Annotated in this window: 19 protein-coding genes; 9 read left to right on the forward strand and 10 right to left on the reverse strand. The window is 47.0% G+C overall.

Annotated elements, in window-relative coordinates; translation table 11 throughout:
* The 7 genes from BUB86_RS17835 to BUB86_RS04940 all read right to left on the reverse strand — a co-directional run.
* On the reverse strand, window positions 1–202 hold a 202-nt coding region (locus BUB86_RS17835; RefSeq protein WP_217653224.1), incomplete at its 3' end, for a hypothetical protein.
* 114 nt (window positions 203–316) lie between these two features.
* The gene (locus tag BUB86_RS04910) at window positions 317–1,231 is read right to left on the reverse strand and encodes a hypothetical protein (protein ID WP_073206389.1); all 915 of its coding nucleotides are present in this window, start codon (window positions 1,229–1,231) and stop codon (window positions 317–319) included.
* 526 nt (window positions 1,232–1,757) lie between these two features.
* Window positions 1,758–2,432: an ABC transporter ATP-binding protein gene (locus tag BUB86_RS04920; RefSeq protein WP_073206393.1), complete on the reverse strand. Its 675-nt coding sequence runs from the start codon at window positions 2,430–2,432 to the stop codon at window positions 1,758–1,760.
* 39 nt (window positions 2,433–2,471) lie between these two features.
* Window positions 2,472–4,841: an ABC transporter permease gene (locus BUB86_RS04925; protein WP_073206396.1), complete on the reverse strand. Its 2,370-nt coding sequence runs from the start codon at window positions 4,839–4,841 to the stop codon at window positions 2,472–2,474.
* Between the two features lie 3 nt (window positions 4,842–4,844).
* A complete protein-coding gene (locus BUB86_RS04930; RefSeq protein ID WP_073206399.1) occupies window positions 4,845–7,232 on the reverse strand; it encodes an ABC transporter permease in 2,388 nt (795 codons plus the stop codon).
* Between the two features lie 508 nt (window positions 7,233–7,740).
* Window positions 7,741–8,994, reverse strand: a complete 1,254-nt coding sequence (locus BUB86_RS04935; RefSeq protein ID WP_073206402.1) for an efflux RND transporter periplasmic adaptor subunit — start codon at window positions 8,992–8,994, stop codon at window positions 7,741–7,743.
* A complete protein-coding gene (locus BUB86_RS04940) occupies window positions 8,982–10,322 on the reverse strand; it encodes a TolC family protein (protein ID WP_073206405.1) in 1,341 nt (446 codons plus the stop codon). Before BUB86_RS04940 ends, BUB86_RS04935 begins: the two co-directional genes overlap by 13 nt.
* Before the next feature lie 149 nt (window positions 10,323–10,471).
* Between BUB86_RS04940 and BUB86_RS04945 the strand changes: the two genes are divergently transcribed.
* The 6 genes from BUB86_RS04945 (at window position 10,472) to BUB86_RS04970 (ending at window position 17,100) form a co-directional block, all read left to right on the forward strand.
* On the forward strand, window positions 10,472–10,996 hold the full coding sequence (locus BUB86_RS04945; RefSeq protein WP_073206408.1) for a response regulator: 525 nt from the start codon (window positions 10,472–10,474) through the stop codon (window positions 10,994–10,996).
* Window positions 10,993–11,886, forward strand: coding sequence for a sensor histidine kinase (locus BUB86_RS04950; RefSeq protein WP_073206411.1), 894 nt, complete (start codon window positions 10,993–10,995; stop codon window positions 11,884–11,886). The genes BUB86_RS04945 and BUB86_RS04950 overlap by 4 nt, the downstream gene beginning before the upstream one ends.
* 104 nt (window positions 11,887–11,990) lie before the next feature.
* Window positions 11,991–13,838 carry a 2-oxoacid:acceptor oxidoreductase subunit alpha gene (locus BUB86_RS04955; protein WP_073206414.1) on the forward strand — a complete coding sequence of 616 codons (1,848 nt, stop codon included), beginning with the start codon at window positions 11,991–11,993 and terminating at the stop codon, window positions 13,836–13,838.
* A 39-nt stretch (window positions 13,839–13,877) separates the two neighbouring features.
* On the forward strand, window positions 13,878–14,276 hold the full coding sequence (locus BUB86_RS04960) for a GxxExxY protein (RefSeq protein WP_254795096.1): 399 nt from the start codon (window positions 13,878–13,880) through the stop codon (window positions 14,274–14,276).
* Between the two features lie 43 nt (window positions 14,277–14,319).
* Window positions 14,320–15,330 carry a 2-oxoacid:ferredoxin oxidoreductase subunit beta gene (locus tag BUB86_RS04965; RefSeq protein ID WP_073206418.1) on the forward strand — a complete coding sequence of 337 codons (1,011 nt, stop codon included), beginning with the start codon at window positions 14,320–14,322 and terminating at the stop codon, window positions 15,328–15,330.
* A 264-nt stretch (window positions 15,331–15,594) separates the two neighbouring features.
* Entirely contained in the window at window positions 15,595–17,100 is a 1,506-nt protein-coding gene (locus BUB86_RS04970; protein WP_175549414.1) for an SLC13 family permease, read from the forward strand.
* A gap of 44 nt (window positions 17,101–17,144) precedes the next feature.
* Here BUB86_RS04970 and upp read toward each other — a convergent pair whose 3' ends face one another.
* A complete protein-coding gene (upp, locus tag BUB86_RS04975; protein ID WP_028906643.1) occupies window positions 17,145–17,828 on the reverse strand; it encodes a uracil phosphoribosyltransferase in 684 nt (227 codons plus the stop codon).
* A gap of 179 nt (window positions 17,829–18,007) precedes the next feature.
* Between upp and BUB86_RS04980 the strand changes: the two genes are divergently transcribed.
* The 3 genes from BUB86_RS04980 to BUB86_RS04990 all read left to right on the forward strand — a co-directional run bounded on the left by BUB86_RS04980 (window position 18,008) and on the right by BUB86_RS04990 (window position 21,387).
* Complete coding sequence (locus tag BUB86_RS04980) at window positions 18,008–18,745, forward strand: LytTR family DNA-binding domain-containing protein (protein ID WP_175549415.1); 738 nt, start codon at window positions 18,008–18,010, stop codon at window positions 18,743–18,745.
* Between the two features lie 112 nt (window positions 18,746–18,857).
* Entirely contained in the window at window positions 18,858–20,927 is a 2,070-nt protein-coding gene (locus tag BUB86_RS04985) for a TonB-dependent receptor (RefSeq protein WP_073206428.1), read from the forward strand.
* Window positions 20,908–21,387, forward strand: coding sequence for a hypothetical protein (locus tag BUB86_RS04990; protein ID WP_073206431.1), 480 nt, complete (start codon window positions 20,908–20,910; stop codon window positions 21,385–21,387). The genes BUB86_RS04985 and BUB86_RS04990 overlap by 20 nt, the downstream gene beginning before the upstream one ends.
* A 3-nt stretch (window positions 21,388–21,390) precedes the next feature.
* Here the strand turns inward: BUB86_RS04990 and BUB86_RS04995 are convergent, their stop codons facing one another.
* Together BUB86_RS04995 and BUB86_RS05000 are read right to left on the reverse strand one after the other, a co-directional pair.
* Entirely contained in the window at window positions 21,391–22,656 is a 1,266-nt protein-coding gene (locus BUB86_RS04995; RefSeq protein ID WP_073206434.1) for a hypothetical protein, read from the reverse strand.
* 112 nt (window positions 22,657–22,768) lie between these two features.
* Window positions 22,769–23,488, reverse strand: coding sequence for a hypothetical protein (locus BUB86_RS05000; protein ID WP_139261423.1), 720 nt, complete (start codon window positions 23,486–23,488; stop codon window positions 22,769–22,771).
* Window positions 23,489–23,490 lie beyond the last annotated feature (2 nt).

Raw genomic sequence — 23,490 nt, forward strand, 5'->3', positions numbered from 1 at the left:
CTGCAAAGGTACTAATCCATCTGCGAATAGTTAGTCTATTTACATGAAAATCTGCACTCAATTGTGAAATTGGAACATGATTTAACAAATGAGCTTTCACAATCATTAGTTTTTCCTCCAAAGTTTTTTGCTTTTTGGATTCTTTGTGTCTCAATGCAAGTTCTTGCAACTCCAATAAAACTGAATCTTCGTTTTTCTCCATTTTAAAACGTTTTTTTGATTCAACGTTTTTCAGGGTAAGACAACACGCTATCCTCTATATATATTAAGGTATATGTGATTTGTTGCATATCTCGTAGGGGTGGTTGTTATAATCCTACGAGCGTCCTAACAGATGCTCCCAACTGGCATCCATCTTGCGGCTTTGAAAACGTATAACGCTCCCAAGGTAATGAAAGAACATACCTTCGAGAATAGCCTCATCGAATAGAATGAGAGGTGTGTATTGGATGCCTATACGCTCGACATAGTTCTTGATGTCCTCTGCATTTAGATGTACCTCAGTACGGTAGAGCCTCTTGGGATTGCCGTAGTAGTCGAGTATGTACTGCTTGTCAGAAGCATTGCTGATTTCTGCCGTTTTGTCGTAGGTTAGTACCGTTATGCCCTTACTCTTGTCCTTTATGGCATTGCGTTGCTTGATGTTCACCGTCTTATACTTGTCTTGTTTGTTGAGGCTACCGCTGTTTGTGTATGTGATTTCTGGTCTGTCCTCGTCTCTGTCAATGATGCGTTTGCCGTTCAAGATGGCGGTCACGTCTTTGTTGTGGAGGTATGCCTTAACGAGTGGACTAACACTGAATGGGGTATCAAGGCACAAGTCAAGACTCGTCACGTTATGGAACTCCAGCCCAAGTCTCTGCTCTATGTAGGTCAGAAAAAAGATGTCCTTTGAGTAGAGAGTCTCGTTGTTGAGGCTGAGCCAAACCTTACGCAGCCCATTTGTGTGCGTGTTACTCTGCTCGTCACCTCGTGCGAGATTGAATTTCAGATGTCCGAACTCTATATCACGTGTGCCATTGTCCAATCGAATGGCATAGACGTTTTCAAAATATCTGCCCTCTGTTCTGTATAGTCTAAAGTTGCTTTGGCTTTCATCTTCTATGTCGTTCACATCTAAACGCTCACCCATTTCAAGGTGGCTGAGTTGTTCAAAGTAGTAAGGATGCACGACCTCGTAACAAAGGGTCGCTGCATCAAGTTGAATAGGTCTGTTACATACTCGTTTCATCGTTTTGGTTATTACTCTCGTTATTTTCCTCATCCTTGTAAGGGATTGTTGACCAGTACGCTTTCATTGCGTCTGATATTGCTTGTTTGTGGGTCTCGCTGTGCGAACGCCCCTTCAAACTCTGTGAGATACGCATTTTGGTATCGTCACGTAAATCTCTGTATTGTCTTTTCATTGTCTTAGTTCTTTTATTATAAATATTACGTTAGATAGAAAAAGTTGGTATAGTAGCGATAAAAATATTTAGTAGGTTGGCAGAATTAATTGAAAGAACGGTTCTATCCCTACTATTAAGTAGGAATGAAAAAGTGCGAAGAGGATACATAGACCCTACCCCCATAGGCAGAGGGCTTTCCCCCTACTTATGGCGATTTTGGTTTTACTATGCGTGAGACATTGCAAGCATAAAGTTCACGATTTTGTCGAAGTCCTCGATGAATTTTATGTTCGATATTTCGTCAGCGATGCCGACTGGAAAAAGCAAAGGTGGTCGAACATGACCACCTTTGCTTTTTTTGTTGACTACTCAAAGACTTACCTCGGGTACCACCTGACCATCAAAAAGATTGATGATGCGTTGAGCATAGCCGGCATCGCGCTCAGAATGAGTAACCATCAGCACAGTAGTACCTTCTTGGTTCAGTTGTGTGAGGAGCTGCATCACCTCCAAGCCGTTCTTTGAGTCAAGATTTCCAGTAGGCTCATCGGCAAGGATCATCTTGGGATTCATCACTACAGCACGAGCAATGGCCACTCGCTGCTGCTGTCCACCTGAGAGTTGCTGGGGGAAGTGATGGGCACGATGACTGATAGCCATGCGGCGCAGTACCTCTTCAACACGCTGCTTGCGTTCCTTCTTAGGTACACCCAGATAAGTCAACGGCAGTTCCACATTTTCCTCAACATTCAGTTCATCAATCAGGTTAAAGCTCTGGAACACAAAACCAATCTGGCCCTTGCGAACCTTGGTACGCTGACTTTCTTTTAGCGAACCAACATCCTGACCATCAAGCAGATACGTACCACTCGTCGGATTGTCGAGCAGACCCAAAATATTGAGCAGCGTTGATTTACCACAGCCCGACGGTCCCATAATGGCCACGAACTCACCCTTCTTTACTTCAAACGATACGCCACCTAAGGCTACGGTCTCCACCTCTTCCGTGCGGAACACCTTCTGGATGTTTTCTAACTTAATCATATGCTTATTTGACTATTTGACAATTTACAACTTGACAATTTATTCTGTCTTGATGCTGTCGACAGGGTTGGCCCTAACAGCTTTTATAATCTGGAAGCCAACGGATAGCACAGCTACAATGAGGGCAAAGGCGCAAGCGGCGACAAATATCCAAGGGCTCAGCGTGAGGCGGTAACTGAAGTTGGTAAGCCAATCGCGCATGATATACCAAGCCAACGGCACGGCAATAACAAATGACACCAGCAGCGGAGCACAGAACGTGCGGAGCATCAGAGCCATGACCTCAGCCGAAGTCGATCCCATAATCTTACGAATGCCTATTTCCTTCTGGCGCTGGCGGATAAAGAAGAGCGACATGCCTACATAACCCATCACTGAGATGATAATGGCAATGATGGTGAAGATGGTGATAATCTTCAACGTATTCTGCTGTTCAACGAAGGTCTTGGCAATATCCTCCTCCATGCCAGAAACATACCATTCCAATTGTTCCTCAGGAACATCTAATTCTCTCATCAGATCGACGAAAGCTGCCTTCGCCTGTTTATCGCCGTTAGTTCTGACAAGGAAACTGGGATTTTCCATATGCTCATGCAACTGAATGCCAAAAGGATCTGCTTCATGTAGCACGTTGATGTTATGGAATTCTTTGAGGATGCCGTTAACGGGGGCCTTATCATTCGCCATACCTATGGGCATCTCGCGGTCATCATCCTTCAACTCCATCGTACGCATGGCAGCCTCGTTCAGATAGTAGCCTTCAATGGTATTACCATAATTCTTAAGCAACTCTAGGTCTAAGAGATTGAAGGCAGTAGAATCCATTTCTGCAACAAACAGGCTCATCCATTTACCATCGCGCATGACACCCACCATGATAGCACCACCGCTGTTAGTAAAGGGCGTTCCGCTGTACTCACCAATGCGCTCCACAAAGGGCATCTTCTCCAATTTATTCCTAACCGTCTGACTCTTATCCTGTGGTGCACCCACATAGTAGAGATTCTTAGTGTTGTAGCCTAACGGCGCATGAATGAGATGGTTCAATTGGAGCCAAATGACAAGACTTGCTATAAGCATGGTAACTGTGATGACGTTCTGCAAGATAATGAACAAACGGCCCAACACCATCTTTGAGCGGAAGCGGAAATTACCCTTCACGATGTCGATGGGTTGGAAACGTGACATTTGCCACGACGGCAGGAGACCAGAGATAAAACCCACCAATAGGATAAGGCCCAGACAGATGCTCACGCTACCGATATTGATATCGTCGACCAATGCTATCTTACCCTTGAACAAGTTGGCAGCATCTTGCTGAAAACTAAGCGCCAATGCCAGTCCGATAGCAAAAGAGACAGCCACCATCAATGTTGACTCAGCAATCAATTTCAGAGATATCCTACGCTGACTGCTGCCAAACAGACGACGAGTAGCCATCTCCTTGGCACGAAAGCCCGTATTGGCTACCGTCAGATTGATATAGTTGCTGATAGCAAAGAAGAGGATGGCCAGCACAGCAGCCAGCATGATGCGGAGTCGCGTCTTGTCGCCTTTCAGCACCCCTCGTCCATCATTCTGAGGCGCAAACATCATATCCTTAAGAGGTATGATACTCACCTTATAGTCGCCCATCGCAGGTTGATAATTCTTGGCTAGAAAGTCGTTGATGGTTTTCTTCTTGCTGTCAAGCGACATACCTGGACGAAGCATGAAAAATCCCTTGCAGGCACTTCCAGAACTATAAGCATATGAGTAATTTTCGAACTTATGTCCCTCAATCTGTGGATAACGCTCCATGCTGGCAATAACCTGTGTTTCATTAGGCAGTGCCGTATAGTCGAAATTCCTGGCAACAGCACTAACAGTATACACCAAGGTGCTATCGTAAATGGTATTGCTTGGATCCACCTCGCGATCGCCCATAATCTGCAAGGGCTCACCTATAGGGTCTTTATCACCAAAGAGGCGTTTAGCCAATCTATCAGTAATGACACATTTGTTGGGGGCATCTAAAGCCGTACGACGGTCGCCCTCTAACAAGGGGAAATCGAAGAACTGGAAGAATGTAGAGTCGACCAGCAAGACAGAACCATTCCCCTTATCATCATCTTTTACCTCCAACTGATGATATCTGATTTTGCATTTTGAACTCATCACACAGCATTTCTGCTCAATCTCAGGACACATATTCTTTATCTGGACGGCAGCCTCTGGCCACAAGGCGAACGACGTTTCGCTGCCTATCATACAGATACGGTCGGCATTCTTATGCCAGGTATCAATACTGTACTGGCGCCAGGCATAGTCGCCCAACAGAATGATAAACATCAGCGATACTACTAGGCCCGCTATATTAATAAAGGTATAGGCCTTATTACGTGACAGGAATTTGAAATAACTCTTCATTTCTTATTCTGTTTTAATACTTTCTACGGGATTAGCATTAGCAGCACGCCAGCTTTGGATGATGACGGTAGCAAGGGTGATGGTGCCTACAGCGAGCAGGGTTAGAGGGAAGAGCCACCAATAGATAGGGGTGCGCTCGGCAAATGACTGGAGCCATTGCTGTCCGATATAGTAAGCAACGGGAGCAGCAACGATGAAACTTACGGCGAGCAGCAGGGCATAGTGACGGCAGAACATCATGAGGATTTCCTGTGTCGAAGAACCCATCACCTTGCGGATACCAATCTCCTTACGACGATATTCTGTCTCGAACATTGTCATGCAGAACACACCGATAAGGGTGATAATGAGACAGATAATCGAAAAGACCATAACCTGACGGATGAATCGAAACTCGTCCTGATAGGTGTTTTCCAAGTCCTGGTCGAAGAAACTGACATTCGGTTCATGCTTGGCACCAAGTTTCATGCAGATGTCCTTGATTTTCTGGCGCATCCGAAGCTTATCAACACCCGCCGCCACACGGACATTCATCACGCCGAGATTGTTAGTCCACCCATTGCTCAGGTAGTTTTCGCCATAGACGAGGAAAACCATAGGCGTGTCGTTGTTGTCTACACGGGTAGAGCCATAGCGCACATTCTGGCACACTCCGACGACAGTCATTGATTCGTCGTTGTCTAACAGTTTCTTGTCCATCTCCACCCAGTCCCATTTCTTGCGGGCAGTCTCGTTGATGATATAGCAGTCGCCGTCATGTTCCGTAAAGTCACGCCCCTCAACAACCTTGATACCCATTGTGCGCAGATAGTGATAATCTACGGGCAAAGCAACAAACTGCACCTGATGATCCTTGTCGCCACGCCCCCAGCTCATATAACTGTCGGAGGTTCCAATCATAAACTGCGAATAAGCTACATCTACAACACCCGTCTGCTGTAGCAACTCAGAGCGCAGGGCCTCTTGCTTGTCAAGAATCTCCCATGTGTCGCAATACAGAATCTCGTCCTTCTCATAGCCATAGTCAGAATTAAAGATGTAGTGACTCTGAAGATAGAGAATACCGATGTAGACCACCATAATACTGGTGATGAGGAATTGCAGGCAGAGCAGAGCGGTACGCAACTTGCGACCTTTTGGTGTAAGTCCGAATGAGCCTTTCAATACCAAAGCTGGTTGGAACGAGGTGACATAGAAAGCAGGATAGAGACCGGCCACAATACCCACCAAGATGGCAGCGGCGGACAGAACAGCCAATAGAATACCATGATCGCCAAGCGCGATACTACCAACAGTAAGTTCCTTTAGGAACGGCCATTGCGACAACAGGTAGCATACAACTACAGCCAAGCCAAAAGCCAATACCGAAGTTAAAACCGTTTCAACAACAAAGCTGAGACGTAGCGAACTTACTGAGCTACCTAAAACACGCCGTGTATTAATACTCTTGATGCGCATGGGGCTCTCAGCCAATGTAAAGTTCAAAAAATTGATAGCAGCAATAATGATGACCAACAAACATGATATCTGTAGAATCATGTCAACAGCCTTGTTACCCCTGTCTTGCCCGGCATCCACACCCGAGAACCAAGTCTCTGTGAGTGGTTGCAGACGCATTTTGTAGCTTTCTCTTGCATCAGCCTCATCCCACTGGCTTTCCATTCCATGGTCTATGTACATTTGGTGAATCTGTTCCACTAATGGTTCTAAGATAGTTTTCCTGGTCTCTGCAGTATCCAATTGTTGGCGGAGGCGCAGATAGCAATAATAGTTGTAGTTCTGGAAGTTACCCTTGTTTTCGTCTCCCATATTACCATAGACACAATTCCTTATAAGACAATTCTCAGGAAAATCCTCGTAAACGCCTCTCACCAAAATGCTATCTTTGCCATTCCAGAAATAACGACCTGCAGCCTGTATCGTTCCGAAGTATTTCATGGCTACAGAAGCTGGTATGACGCGACCTTTTGTGTCTTCATCCGTCCAACCTATCTCACCATCCAATACTTTCGGAGCAAATGTCTTAAGTGCATCATTGGTTACTCTACAGCTACTAAACATCATCTCCGTATTGCCCTTCATAAATCTGGCGGTATTATACCATGCCTGGAAAAGACCCATACTTTCCACTTGAGGCATAGAATCAAGCCGTTCTGCTAGGAAGCGACTTGACAGCGATTGCCACTTGCTGTTATCCATCATGGCTGGAATCTCCACACGATAGAGCTGTTCGTAACCAGTCAGTTCCTTATTATAAGAATGGTTATACGTCACCTGCGTCAAGAACAGATAGCAGGCAGCAAAGGCTACCGTGAGTCCCACAAAGTTCAGCATCGTCGCCGTCTTGAAGCGTCGTGCCATATACCAGATGTTTCTAAATACTTCTTTCATATTGCAAGCGATTTTTTGATGCTGCAAAGTTACGCCAATAAAACGAATCCGCCAAGGCTTTTACCCCTGACAGATGTAGTTTGTCTAAAAATTAGACATCTCAGCGTATGATTTTTAGACACTTTACGCATTTTTTCTCTCATCTCTCAACAAATCTCTCGAAACGCCCGTGTATAAAGGCGATGCGAAGCATGAGAGATATTAAAAATCTCTCCCTAATCTCTCAACCATCTCTCAAAGGACAAGGATACGCTTACAGATAACATGAGAGATTAGGGAGGGATTCCTGAGAGATTCCTGAGAGATAAAAACAGTAAGAATGCCCTGTTTATAAGGGTTTCAAGAAATTTTAGGGAGAGATGAGAGATTTTCTATGATTTTCTATTTTTTCTGCAAAAAGAAGCATTCAAAGTAGAAAAAAATTCCCAACTTGGGAACAAAACATTCCCAGCTTGGGAACAAAACGTTCCCTTACTGGGAATAATCTCAAAAGCTATGCTTTTGGATTTTAATTCAGGACTAACACCTCATTGTCCTTAAATGCCTCATAGCCGCTGGTAACTACGCGCTCGCCTAGCTCCAGGCCCTCAAGAACCTCGTAATATTGAGGATTCTGGCGACCTACGCGGATATTGCGGCGATAAGCTTTTGAGCCGCTCTTGTCGAGAACGAAAATCCATTGCCCGCCTGTGGTCTGGAAGAACGTGCCGCGAGGAATCAGTATGGCCTGCTCGGGCTGACCTAACTCCAAATCAATGTAATAGGTCTGACCTGTGCGGATATTCTCAGGGCGCTCGCCTTTGAAGACGAAGTCGCAACGGAACTTGCCCTCGCGCACCTCGGGATAGACCTTGCGCACCTGAAGCTGATACTGCTTGTCGCCACGAATAAAAGTGGCGGTGAGTCCTTGGCGCACGCGATCGATATAATGTTCGTCGATCTGTGCCTGCACCTTATAGTCGCTGAGGTCGTTCAGCTGTCCTATCTTTTGTCCTGGTTGGATGCTCTGACCCAGTTCTACATCAAGCAGTCCCAGTTCGCCATCGATAGCTGAGCGGACTTCAAGCTTGTCCTTACGCTGACGAACCAGCACCACATTCTTCCGCATGTTCTGCAGATTGTCTTCCATCTGGTCCATCTGTGTGGTGCGATAGAGCGAATCTTGCTTCAGGCGCTTGGATATCAGCGTGCGTTTCTTGGCAGAAAGCTGGTAGTCCTCTTGCGACTGGAGGTAGTCCTCACGGCTAATGAGCTTCTCCTGATAAAGTCGCTTGTTCTGCTCGAAGGTGCGCTGCTTGCGCTGGGTGTCCATATCCAGCTGCGCCTGCTCCGTCTGGTTGTTCAGTCGGTCTTGCTGCATAGCAACCTGAGTATTACGGAGCAGGTTCTGTTTCTCGGCCAGTTCAGCCTCAGCATTCAGAATCTGTAGGTCGAGGTTAGAGTTGCTCAGACGTACGATAACGTCGCCCTTCTTCACGTGAGTGCCCTCTTCAACCACCTTCTCCATCACGATACCGCCTTCTTCTGGCGAGATCTGAACAACTTGGATGGGCAGCACTTGTCCGTTGGTACGCACATAGTCCTTGAACTCCGCCTTAGTTACATCACTTACCGTCAAGTCGTCGGCACTTACTTTCAATGTTGAGGCGTGATTGCCGAACACCAGCCAACCGATTGTCAGCAGCAGCAATGCACCGCCTGCTGCGTATGGCCAATACTTCATCAGTCGTTGCGACTTTGTCTTTTCTATTATTCTGTCCATATCGTTTCTCCGTTATAATATCTTACTAATTGTTCTTTTACCATTGCCATCAGTTGGCATTGCAGCAGGGTGGCTTTTGAGTTCAGCAGTTGGGCTGAAGTGGTTCGCAGGTCGATAGCCGTCGATAATCCTTCCTCGTACTGACGACGTGTGAGCTGATAGGCAATGCTGTCGGCCTCAACCTTATGAGTCATCTGAGCCGTCTGCTTCAGGTAGCCCTGCAGGTCTTGCCAAGCCTCGCAGCTCAGTTTCTCCAACTCCAACAGCTTCTGTTCGTAAGCCTCGCGGGCCATCTTATAGTTGTTCTTTGCCTTGCGGATGTTAGTGATGGACTGCAGACGATTAAAGAGCGGAATACTCAGTGTGGCACCAACGTACTCACCCATATTGTTCTTAAACTGACTGCTGAACGAGGCTGCAGTCTCAGATTGTAACGTTTTATAATAAGTGGTATTCAAGCCCGCACTCAGAGAGAGAGCAGGTAACAGCGAAGCACGGGCCTGACGCCACTCATGTTTTGATGCCAACATCTGATAACGCGATGCAAGCAGCTCTGGATGTTGTTCTGTCATGTTCAGTTGTTCAGTCGGATTTGTCGCTCGGCTTTGGCGCTTGGCTTGTCCAAGAATTCGATTGCCGTAATCAAGTGTTGTGCTGAGGCTGTCGTTCAAAGGATAACCCATCGTTTTCTTCAGTTCCAGCATGGCCGAGGCGTATAGGTTCTGCTGACGAGTCAGCTCGTAGTCGGCTTCAGCCTGCTGCGATTCTACCTGAGCCACATCAGCCGCACTCTTGCGCCCCACCTCCTCCAGCACTTTTGTCTGCTTAAGCAACAACATTGTTTCTTCTACCTTTTCGTTGGCCATCTTGACCAATCCCTCGTAGTAAGCCACATTGGTATAGGCTTGCAACACATCGAGGGCTGTCAGATTCTGACGTTGGCGAAGAGCCGACTGTCCCATTAGCACACTGGCCTGAGCAGCCTTGAGTGCATGCAGACGGTTGAACCCATCGAACACAGGTAGCGAGGCCGACAGCTGATAGCCATTATAAAAAGTGCTGACATCTGTATAGGTGTTAGTCTCAGGGTCGATAGCGCGTCCGAAGTTGTATTGGGCACCAATGCCGGCATCAACATATGGCAGGAACGAACCTATGGCGCCAGTCTTCTGTGCCTTGTAGTTGTCGAGTTCCAACTCAGCCCGTTTCACGTCGTGGTTATGCTCCACAGCGTACTGCATACACTGCCACATAGTCCACTGCTGAGCTTGTGCTGTAGTAAAGCACAGAACAGCCGAGGCACATAGAACAATACTGATTCTTTTCATATCCTTGTTGTTTTTGATTGCAAAGGTAGATGTTTTACAGCAAGTCTGCAAGTTTTGGGGTATCGCCAGAAGCAGAACGTCTAAAATTTATACACTCTGATGTATGATTTTTAGACAGAAAGTAGTATCTTTGCAAACAAAAAGACAGCATGAACAAATACGGAACTATATTAATCGCTGACGACAACGCCTCGATACTGACGGCGATGCACTATCTGCTGGACGAGACCTTCGACCAAGTGCTGACAACAACCCAACCCGATGACATACTGAAGCTGATGGCTCAGCAACCCATTGATATGGTGTTGCTCGATATGAACTTTACGCTGGGCGTGAATAGCGGTCAGGAAGGTCTGTTCTGGCTTCGCACCATCCGCAAGCAGCACCCGCAAACGCCAATAGTATTGCTTACAGCATATGCTGATGTGAACCTGGCAGTAAAAGGACTGAAGAGCGGAGCTGCCGACTTTATCACCAAGCCTTGGGACAACGACGAACTGGTGCGCAAGCTGAAAGATGTACTCGATATGCAGAACGAAATCGTCAGCCTCGACGAGATGGAGAAGGATCATATCCGCCGTACCATCGATCATTGCCACGGCAATCTCACGCAAGCTGCTGAAATACTCGGCATCACGCGTCAAACTCTCTATAACAAGATGAAACGATTATGATTTGGCTATATATTATAATAGGTGTAAGCGTTGTTGCATTCGTATGGTGGTTCGCACATCACCAACGAAGACTTCGACTGCGTGCCCACTTGATGCAGGAAGCCATTCGCAATCAAGACTTCACCTTCCGCCTGCCTACCGACGGACTGTTACCTGGCGAACGTGCTATGCAGGAAACGCTCAACCAGTTAGGCGACACTATCCGCCAGCAAGTGAGTAAGAACGAAGTAGAGTCGTGGGAGCGACTCACCCGTGTGCTGACTCACGAGATGATGAATGCCACAGCCCCCATCACCAGTATCAGTCAGTCAATGCTCAATCGTACCGACGTGAAAGGCACGCCACTTGAAGACGGCATACAGGCTATTCACGACACATCACGTCATTTAAGCGAGTTTGTAGCCAACTATCGAAAGATGTCGGAACTAGAAAAGCCCGTCATGACTGATGTGCAGCTCAGACAAATGCTTGATGACATCAGCAGGGCTTATCCACAACTAAGTTGGGAAATCAGCGTGTCGGCAGATACCATTGTAAATGCCGATGCAGGTATGCTACGCCAAGTTTTAATGAACCTCATCAAGAATGCGATAGAAGCCGAGGCTCAGAAAATAGTGATTGCCATTATCAACGAAGAGGCAATATCGAACAACCAATCATTAACACTATACGTAGGAAACGACGGAGTGCCCATCCCTGCCGAAAACCGACAGTCTTTATTTGTGCCATTCTTTACCACCAAACGCAGTGGTAGCGGTATCGGCTTATCGTTAAGCCGCAGAATGATGATACAACAAGGCGGCATGCTCGACCTGGCCGAGAAACCTTTTGAGGGATGTCGGGCAGGTTTCATATTGACACTTCGAAAACAGCAAATTATGCATATATGACATTTTTTTGGGGCTATTTTCGCATTTTTTTGCGTTTTCTTTTGGTTTTCCCGTCAAAAATGAATAATTTTGCACCCCAAAAGTTGGTATTTAAACAAAATATTATGGCAGAAACATTGGAAGTGAAGGAGCTAGACCAAGTGGTCGTACGCTTCTCAGGTGATTCCGGCGACGGTATGCAGCTCGCAGGAAACATCTTCTCTACGGTCAGTGCCACCGTTGGTAACGGCATTTCTACGTTCCCCGACTATCCCGCCGATATCCGCGCCCCGCAAGGTTCGCTTACTGGTGTGTCTGGTTTCCAGGTACACATCGGTGCTGGCAAAGTCTATACCCCTGGCGACAAGTGCGACGTTCTGGTTGCCATGAACGCAGCAGCACTTAAAACTCAGTATCGTTATGCCAAGCCTGGTGCCACTATCATCATCGACACCGACTCTTTCGGTCCTAAGGATCTGGAGAAAGCCCAGTTCCAAACTGAGGATTATCTCGGCGAGATGGGTATCGATCCAGACCGAGTTATCCAATGCCCACTCACCACTATGGTAAAAGAATGTCTGGCCGACTCTGGCATGGACAACAAGGCCATGCTGAAGTGCCGTAACATGTTCGCTCTCGGACTTGTTTGTTGGCTCTTCGACCGCGACCTGAACCTGGTAGGTAACTTCCTGAAGGAGAAGTTTGCCAAGAAACCCGCTATTGCCGAGGCTAACATTAAGGTTATCCAGGCCGGTTGGGACTACGGACACAACACGCACTCAAGTGCCATCAATGTTTATCGCGTAGAAACCAAGGAGAAGACTCCTGGTCGCTATATGGATATCACAGGTAACAAGGCTACAGCCTATGGTTTCATCGCAGCTGCCGAGAAGGCTGGTCTGCGTCTCTACCTGGGTTCTTATCCTATCACACCCGCAACAGATGTTCTGCACGAGCTTTCTAAGCACAAGTCATGCGGTGTCATCACCGTTCAGTGCGAAGACGAGATCAGCGGCTGTGCATCAGCCCTCGGCGCTTCATTCGCAGGTGCACTCGGTGTTACTTCTACCTCTGGTCCTGGTGTATGTCTGAAGTCTGAGGCTATGAACCTCGCTGTCATCATGGAGCTGCCTCTGGTTGTTCTCGACGTACAGCGTGGTGGTCCTGCTACTGGTCTTCCCACCAAGTCAGAACAAACCGACCTGCTGCAGGCCCTCTTCGGTCGTAACGGTGAGAGTCCCATGCCAGTAATGGCTGCTACCAGTCCTGCCGACTGTTTCGACGCAGCTTATCAGGCTGCCAAGATTGCCCTGGAGCACATGACTCCTGTCGTACTGCTCACCGATGCATATATCGCTAATGGTTCTGGAGCCTTCAAGCTGCCAGAGATGGCTAAGCTCGACGCTATCAATCCTCCATACGTTCCAGAGGAGCTGAAGGGTAAGTGGACGCCATATATGCGTGCTGAGAATGGCACACGCTACTGGGCTGTTCCTGGTCGTGAGGGATTCGCTCACATCCTGGGTGGACTGGAAAAAGACTCAGAGACAGGTGCTATCTCAACCAACCCTGAGAACCACGACCTGATGACACGTCTGCGCCAGCAGAAGATTGATAATATTCAGGTGCCTGACCTCGAAGTAGACGGCGACGTACAGGATGCCGACCTGCTCATCGTAGGCTTCGGTTCTACTTACGGTCATCTGCACTCTGCTATGGACGAACTCCGTGCAAAGGGCTACAAGGTAGCTCAGGCTCAGTTCAAGTATTTGAACCCACTGCCAAAGAACACTGCCGAGGTACTGAAGAAGTACAAGAAGGTAGTTGTAGCCGAGCAGAACATGGGTCAGCTCGCAGCCTACCTCCGCATGAAGGTCGACGGCTTTGTTCCTTACCAGTTCAATCAGGTAAAGGGCCAGCCATTCATTGTTTCCGAACTCGTCAATGCGTTTACTGAGATAATTAAAAAGTAAGTAACGACTACGAATTAAACGAATTAAACGAATTTAATGATGATGGAGTTGAATCATAAGACAAACCTGACATTTCCAGAAGAGTCACATCAGATTATTGGGGCAGCAATGGCTGTGCACAGATATTTCGGTTGTGGTTTTTCTGAGAAGGTATATCAAGATGCTCTTGAGGTTGAATTCCGGAATCAAGGAATACCCTATCAAAGAGAGGTTCAATTGAAGGCCGTTTATAATGGGGTGGAATTATCCTCTTCATATATTCCAGATTTTATCTGCTATGATAAGATTATAGTAGAACTAAAAGCTGTAAAGGAGCTTGAAGACATACATCGATCTCAGGCCATCAATTATGCGAAGGTATCAGATTATCCTTTGGCCTTACTGATTAACTTCGGTGAATACTCACTCAAGTTCGAGCGTTTCCCTAATCGAAGATAATTCGTAAAATTAGTGCAATTCGTAGTATAAAAAATAAGAAGTTATGAATAATTACAGTGCAAGTGATTTTAAGAAAGGCCAGCCTCGTTGGTGCCCTGGTTGCGGCGACCACTTCTTCCTGGCTTCACTCCATAAGGCTATGGCCGAGATTGGCGTAGCTCCTGAGAACGTAGCAGTTATCAGCGGTATCGGTTGTTCAAGCCGTCTGCCCCACTATATGGCTACCTACGGCATGAACACCATCCACGGTCGTGCTGCAGCCATTGCTACTGGTGCCAAGGTGGCCAACCCTAACCTCACCGTATGGCAGGTATCTGGCGATGGCGACGGACTCGCTATCGGTGGTAACCACTTCATTCATGCCAACCGTCGTAACATCGACCTGAACATGATTCTCTTGAACAACCGTATCTACGGTTTGACCAAGGGACAGTACTCTCCAACCTCACCTCGTGGCTTCGTGTCTAAGTCAAGCCCTTACGGCACAGTAGAGGATCCATTCCGCCCTGCCGAGCTCTGCTTTGGTGCTCGCGGACACTTCTTTGCCCGTTGCGTTGCTACTGATGCCAAGGGAACCGTTGAGGTTTTGAAGGCAGCTTACGAGCACAAGGGTGCAAGTGTAACCGAGGTACTGCAGAACTGTGTAATCTTCAACGACCACTGCCACGATGTTGTTTACAACAACGAAGGCCGTAAGAAGAACGCCATCTACGTAAAGCATGGTGAGAAACTGGTGTTCGGTGAGAACAATGAGTTCGGTCTGGTACAGCAGGGCTTCGGACTGAAGGTAGTAGAGATTGGCAAGGATGGCTATACCATCGATGATGTACTGGTTCACGATGCTCACTGCGAGGACAACACCCTGCAGTTGAAGCTCGCCATGATGACTCCTGAGGATGGCTTCCCCATCGCACTCGGTGTGATCCGCGACGTAGAGGCTCCAACTTACAACGATGCCGTTCACGCTCAGATTGCTGAGGTAAGCGCACAGAAGAAGTATCACAACTTCGAGGAGCTGCTCGAAACCAACGATATCTGGGAAGTTCGCGAGTAAGTGAGAAGAAAGTTAAGCTTGCTTACGCTTTCTCGAACGTGAGCGAACTCGAAACGAAGTTTCAAGTTAAATAACCCGTAAGTTTGTAAACTCCACATATCAATCATCCCTATGGCATTTTTCCATAGGGATGATTTTGTGTTAATATACACTCATTATTCGAATTAATTAATAGTATGGATTTTGGAATTAAGAAAATAATTGTAACTTTGTGCGCGATTTTTGAGCTTGAAACCAAATAATCAATAACAACTTTATACAAATATGTTTCACATTTACGAAGGATTTCACCTCGTTGAGACGTATCACAAAATGCGTCACGACCGCAAGTATCATCCTGCCGATGGTACCAAACGAGCTATTAAGATTGCACTGGTAGCACTCATTACTCTCTTACTCTGGAATATGCCTGCCGACTGGTTTGGCATCCAGAACCTAACCGTCATTCAGCAGCGTGTTATCGCTATCTTTGCCTTTGCCACGCTGATGTGGATACTCGAAATAGTATCATCGTGGGCCACATCTATTGCTATCATCGTGCTCATGTTGCTTTTCTGTTCCGACAGTGGTATCAAACCTATGGTCGACCCTGAAGTAGTTGGAAAGCTTCTTTCTCACAAGGGCGTGATGGCCTCGTTTGCCGATCCTATCATCATGCTGTTCATCGGTGGATTCGTACTGGCTATTGCCGCTACAAAAACCGGTCTTGATGCACAGTTGGCAAAAGTTCTGCTTCGCCCTTTTGGCACACGTAGTGAGATGGTACTTCTGGGCTTCCTGCTTATCACAGGTTTGTTCTCAATGTTCGTATCTAACACTGCTACAGCAGCTATGATGCTTACATTCCTTGCACCTGTATTCCATCAGCTTCCTCCAGAGGGTAAGGGACGTATTGCACTCGCAATGTCTATCCCTGTAGCAGCCAACCTCGGTGGTATGGGTACACCTATCGGTACACCTCCAAACTCTATCGCTCTGAAGTACCTGAACGATCCTGAGGGATTGAATATGGGGCTTGGTTTCGGACAGTGGATGATGTTCATGTTCCCACTTGTTATGTTGCTGCTGTTCATCAGTTGGCGTCTGCTGCTTAAGTTCTTCCCATTCAGCCAGAAGACTGTAGAGCTTAAAATTGACGGTGGAATGCAGAAGGGTTTCCAGTCAACGGTAGTAATCATCACATTCATACTCACTGTAGTTCTCTGGCTGTCTGACCGCGTTACTGGTATCAATGCCAACACAGTAGCTATGATTCCATTCTGTGTATTTGCCCTTACGGGAGTTATCAACAAGCGTGACCTTGAGCAGATTAACTGGAGTGTTATCTGGATGGTAGCCGGTGGTTTCGCACTGGGTTACGGTCTTAACGCTTCTGGTTTGGCTGCAAATGCCGTAGAGAGCATCCCCTTCGGTGAGTTCTCACCAATACTTATCCTGCTGATTGGTGGTGCAATCTGCTATCTGCTGTCGAACTTCATCTCTAACTCGGCAACAGCAGCCCTGCTGATGCCTATTCTGGCTATGGTATGCGGTGCTATGGGCGATAAGCTGGCTCCAATCGGTGGCACACCAACCATCCTTATCGGTGTTGCCATTGCAGCCTCATCAGCCATGATTCTGCCTATCTCTACCCCACCAAATGCGCTGGCATTTGCTACAGGTTATGTCAAGCAGAAAGAGATGTCGAAGATTGGTATCATCATGGGTATTATATCAATGGTATTAGGCTTCGGTCTTGTTTACCTGATGGGAACACTTCACCTCATCTAAGATATAAAAAGAAATCCCGCTCGGTTTTGAGCGGGATTCTCTTTTTATTTATCAGCGTGCTTACGGAAACTCTGTAGCTTTTCACCGTAGCACAGATCGCCGCAGTCGCCAAATCCTGGTACGATATACTTCTGTTCGTTCATACCCTGGTCGATGGCCGCACACCAGATAGTAGAACCATCAGGCAATGCCTCTTTCACCACTTCGATTCCCTCGGGAGCAGCTATCACACAGCACAAATGAATTTTCTTTGGTTTTCCCGACTCCAATAGTGATTCAATTGCAGCAGCCAAACTTCCTCCGGTAGCTAGCATGGGGTCTACCACCAACAGTGTTTTGTTCTTCACGCTTTGTGTGGCGATATACTCTGTATGTACACCCACCTCGGTATGCTCTCTATTGATATACATACGGAAAGCTGACACAAAACCGTTGTCAGCCTTGTCGAACACATTCAAGAAGCCCTCATGGAAGGGCAGTCCTGCACGCAGCACCGTAGCTACCACCATATCGTCCTTTGGCAGGGGAATATCAATTGTTCCCAGAGGTGTGGTGATAGTCTTGGTTTTGTACTCCAGAGTCTTCGACAGTTCATACGCCATCATCTCGCCTATACGCTTGATGTTATGACGGAACAGCAGTCGGTTCTTCTGATAGTTCTTGTCTCTCAACTCAGCCATATACTGGTTGAGTACCGAATTGGTTTTGCTAAAATCTACAACTTCAATCATATTGGTCATTTTAATAGTTTGGGTGCAAAGTTAATCATTTTATTCAAAAACAATTGGTTATATCGGAAAAAAAAACTATTTTTGCACACGAAATGTCAATATTATCTCGAAAATACCCGTTTCCACCTAGCAGTCACTGGTTTAGAGACTGTATCGTGTATTGTATCATCGTATTCATGATACTATATTTACTACAGCCGTTCGGGTTCAGTATGTATCAGGGCAGCAAGCTTTTGGTATCACTATTGTTCGGATTTGTTACATTCGGATGTTGTCTGGTGTTCGGACTTGCCGAACGCCCGCTTCACAAGTACATCGTTCCTTGGCGTATCTGGCACGAGTCGTTGGCTATACTCGGCATGATACTTTTCATCGGCATCTGTAACTTCCTGGTCTTTTCGGTAGTTTTTTCATTCCCCATCACACTCGTTATGTTCCTAATGTTCCTTTATTGGACGCTCATTATCGGTGTGTTTGTAACTATTTGTTCAGTTAGTCAGAACTACTATCGCTACCTGCGCAACCAACTTGAAGCCCTGCTCGATAAGACCACCGATCAGCAAACCGACATCATCATCACCATCCGCGATAACAACGTAAGGGGAAACGACCTACAGATACCCATCAACAGTCTGCTTTATATTGAGGCTCAAAAGAATAATGTTTCCGTATGCTATACTAATGATGATAAGATAGCAACAGCTGAGCTACACACCACACTCGCCGCTGTGCTTGACGATTTACAGGCTTACCAGAATATCTTCCAGTGCCATCGCTCGTTTGTGGTAAATCTTAACAACATCACCTCTGCCCAAGGGAACTCAAACGGCTATCAGCTTAATCTTGGCAAATGCCATACGGTAGTGCCGGTTTCACGTACTTATGTACCGAAACTCAAGTCGTTTATCGCTTAGTCATTCATCCTTTTTTCTAGTTATTCGTCTGGTTGATTAGTTATCTGTCAGCCATCATAGTCGTCTGTCCCGCAAATTTGGAAGTTCGGTTTTACCTTTCTATCTTTGCGGCATGAAACATCAATTCGCACATATCATCATCATGCTGTTCGTAGCCTTGAGTGCTAAGAGTCAGACCACCGTTTCGGGGGTAGTAACCGACGGGCGCGAACCGCTCGCAGGTGCAAATGTTTTTATAGTAGGAACCATAGACGGTTGTCTTACCGACTCACTAGGCCGTTTCTCGTTTGAAACCACAATAACAGGCGAAGCAACCCTGCGCGTTACCTATATGGGGTTTGATGACTACAACCTCACCCTCTCACCTTCTCACCCTCTCACCTTCTCACCTTCCCACCCTCTCACCATCTGCCTCCACGAACGCGCCACAGCCATCGATGAAGTAGTGGTTACAGCCAGTACATACAGCTTTGGCAAGAGTGACAACTTTAAGACAATGAATGCGCTCGATGTTGTTATGAGCGGCAACTCGTGTGGCGATATTGTAGCTTCTCTGCAGTCGCTGCCCGGCACACAGAAGGTAGGCGAAGATGGAAAACTATATGTACGCGGCGGTGAAAGCGAAGAGTGCCAGACATTTGTAAACGGCATGCACGTGCTTGTACCTTACTCCACCAATACCGAGAACACTGCCGTACGCGGCCGTTTCTCTCCTTTCCTGTTCAAAGGTATCAACTTCTCTCTTGGTGGCTATAGCGGCGAATATGGTCAGGCACTCTCGGCTGTGCTTCCTATGGAGACTACTGATATGGCCACAAGCGATAAGTTTGGTGTCAGTGCTTCGCTTGTTGATTGGAACGTTGGTGGCACCAAGGTTTTTACCAATAGTGCACTGTCATTCAATGCCGCCCTCACCAGCATGGGACTCTACGACCGCTTGTTCACTCAGCGTCAAGACTTCACACATCCATACCGCAAACTATCGGGCGAGGCGCAATATAAAAAGGAGTATCATGGGCGAGGTGTGTTGAAATCATACGTAGGTTACGATTTCACATCGGTCGGACTTCATCAGGACGAGCGCCACCTGAGTCTTAAAGAGCATAACATCTATGCCAATCTCACATATAAGACTCCTGTAGGGAGAGGCTATACTCTTTTTGCAGGTATTGCCAACAGTTCCGTATTCAATCATATAGACGATGCCGTTAGTGTAGGCGATCACTATTGCAACTTCCGTAACGAGGTCCATCTTAAGGTTGAACTGCGAAAAGTATGCAACAGTGTACTTAAGGTGCAGGCTGGTATTGAAGATTACATTCGAAACAGCACATTGCGTTTTGCACCTTACCGATACAACCTTGATTATAACCTCCTTGCAACCCATATTGATGCCCAATGGCGCATGGTACCAAAACTATTCCTAAATGTATCGGCCAGAATGGAGATGATGGATCGCCATTGTCAGCTTATGCCACGAGCCACACTCAGCTATATCCCCAACAAGCGATGGCAGTTCTCACTAGTGGCAGGACAATACAGCCAGACAGCAGAAGATGATATCTTGGCCCAAAGCAACAAATCGCTCTGCCAGAGCACAGCCAGTCATATCATTTTATCGATGCAATACAAGTCTGCATCATCTCTGCTACGCATAGAACCTTATTATAAGAAGTATAGCCACCTGCCTTTGTTACACAACGGCATCTACCAGTCAGATGGCTATGGCTATAGTAAAGGTGTGGATGTATATGTTGAGAACCACTCTATAAGCAGTCGCCTCAGTACAACATTGGCCTATTCTTTTAACGATTCAGAACGATTGTATATGGACTATACCCAGCCATGCACCCCAGGTTTTGCATCTCGCCACAACTTGCGCCTTACTGCAAAATACGCCCTTGGGAAGTTCATCATAGGTATTGCCGACAGTTACGCTACAGGCCGGCACTATGCCAATGGCACTACGCCATATTATAACAGTCTGGATGCCAACATCACCTACCTGCTCAGCCCGAAGGTTATTATCTATTCCTCGCTGAACAACATCCTGGGGCGCACCAATATCTTCCGTTACGATGCAGCCGGAAACGGCATCACATCATCGCGTGACAGATTCTTTTACATCGGTATTTTTGTTTCACTTAAAAATAATAAAGCTTATGACATCTCAAATTTTTAAGCAGTTCGCTGCTATCGTAGTGTTCGTTTTCGCAGGAGTAATTAACATCAATGCCCAGCAGGCTAATGCCGACGACATGCTTCAGCTTGTGGCCAAGCTACAACGCCTGGAAGCCATGCAGCCCGACTGTGTAGGACCTAAGTATCAGTTGGCTTTGCAAAGCCTCAACTATGCCGTTATGAATCCGTATGCGCCACAAACCGAGAACGTTATAGCGCAAGCCGAAGAAGCTATCAACAAGATGGAAAAAATGAAGGGTGCCGATCAAAGTGACCTTTGCACCCTCCGTGGTTTCCTCTTTATGGTACGCATTGTTCAGAATCCCGCTCAGAACGGTCAGCGTTACTACATGGATGTATTGCAGAACTACGAGAAGGCTCTTCGCCTTAATCCCAACAACGCCCTCGCACAACAGCTTCAGCAGAAGTTCCTTGAAGGCATGAAGCAGCACACCAACTAAGCGTTACTTGTTACAACGCTCCGTGTAGAACTTCTTGAAGTCGGTCCACTTATAATATGGATAGCTTGTTGTTGGCACAGGCAGAGTTGCCTCTTCACCGTTCATCAGGCACTTCACCAGAATATCGTCAGCAGCTTTCTTGCTGCGATAGAAAATAAGCTGGATGTTACTGGCCTTACAGGTTTCCCAGCTTTGGTAACAGTTCTTCACCTCGTTGGGATCCTCTGGGTCCTTATCGGCTCCGTTAATACCCATCAGCACTGTAAGTGGACCGATGCAGGTATCGTGGCCGAAACGCAAATCAGCCACACGGTCGCTACTGCCATCAATGGCGGCAGCGGCCTTTTTCAGTATATCCTGCAGAATGGGTATCATCTGATACTGCGGACCAAACACCCATGAGTAGGTGCCCAAGTTGTCAGCTTCCCATCTGTCGGCTATCTCCTGGTCGGTAATAATGTCACCCATCATTCCTTCGTGATCAATGCTGGGCAATGATGTATACAGACTAATCAGATTGCTCTCTATGCGGTATTTATGTCCAGGCAATCCCTCAGTGCTTGTAAACACACGCTGAAGCAGGTTCTTCCGCAAGTTATCCTCGGCCTTAAACATGCTGCGATTCTTTTCATAGCGCGGTCTCAGGCCTCTCGGATAATTATGTTTAACAGGATTGCGCCCATCAGTGGGCACTACCCCATCGAGCGTAAAGCGCGATGATTGCTCACGAATCTCCAATTTGGGGTTACACTGCACCAGCTCCTGACAGAAGGCGGCCATACTGATAACACAACGCCCTACCAGCGATGAGATGGCCAATACATTGCCCCCCTTCTTAAATACCTCTGGAAAGTTGTTATACATCGTACGAGCAATACCCTGATGCTGCTGCCAGCCCACCTCGGTCAGCTCCTCAACACCAGTCTGCAGCTCGTCTTTAGCTGCCATAAACTTCTTGCAGAACTCTTCTCCTGCAGGGGTCAGCAACTGTTTCTGGTGAGCTACAGTAAGCAGGGTATCCAGTTCCTTGTACAAACTGCTGCTCCAATAGTAACGCGAACCATGACGTGCATAGTGGCTGATATAGAATGGTTTGTAACCGCTAGGTGCCTTAGTTAGCTTTACTGTGCTCGTTTGTTTGTAAGGATAGTCGGTTCCGTATGCCCTACGTGGATCTGCCTTCAATCTGTCTAAGGCCGAAATGCCCTGACCCATTGTTGTCAAGACAAGAAGTAGCATAAGCGCTACCGAAAGAAAACTCTTCTTCATTTTTTCTTAATTTAGTTATTCGGTTGCAAAAATACAATATCTTCGCGAAATAACCAAGGAATAACATAAAATAATAAACAAAGATCAAAACTTTGTAATCCTAGAGGCAGATTCAGACTGCAGCATCTTCGGTGGCATTGGTGGCAGAGTCGACAACCGAGCCATACTCGCTGATGGAATAATAAATATAGACAAACACAAAAGTGCTAATGCATAGCAGAACAGTGTATGGCCAGATATTGACCGGGAACAGCGAGGTAAACACAATGCTGCCTATGCCAAAGGCGATGATGAAGTGGCAGGAGCGCAGCATCCACCGCATAAAGCCCTCAACGCTACCCTGCTTCATGGCTATCAACCGCCGACTGACGCGGAAATAGGTGGTGTAGAAGTCGAACGACATCCATGTGGCATGGGCCAAGAAGATGAGGAGCGAATAGTGGAGCGTGAGCAGTGAACCGTAAGTGGCCGAAATCCAATAGGCGGGCAGACCTACAACCAGGAAGGCTACATCGCGCGCCACAACCCTGCCACTAAGGTAGCGAGGGTTGAGCAGCGACGTATGGCTCCAGGTAATAGCAACACCCGAGATATGGAAATAGGTGGCAGAGAGTGCCGTGGCCATCAACGGATAGGACATGCGCCACTGGAAGTGATAGTGCAGTAGCAGGCCTATACCGAACACGGCAAAGAACAGGGCCGTGAGTCTGAGCGAGCGGCGGTACACCGGGTAATGGCGATAGGCATAGTTGTTTATCAACAAGCCTAAAGCCATTGCGAGGTCTAACACCCCCACTATAACTAGTGTAAGATTATACAATTGTTCATCCATAG

The sequence above is a fragment of the Xylanibacter ruminicola genome (assembly GCF_900142525.1).
Taxonomy (GTDB): Bacteria; Bacteroidota; Bacteroidia; order Bacteroidales; family Bacteroidaceae; genus Prevotella; species Prevotella ruminicola_A.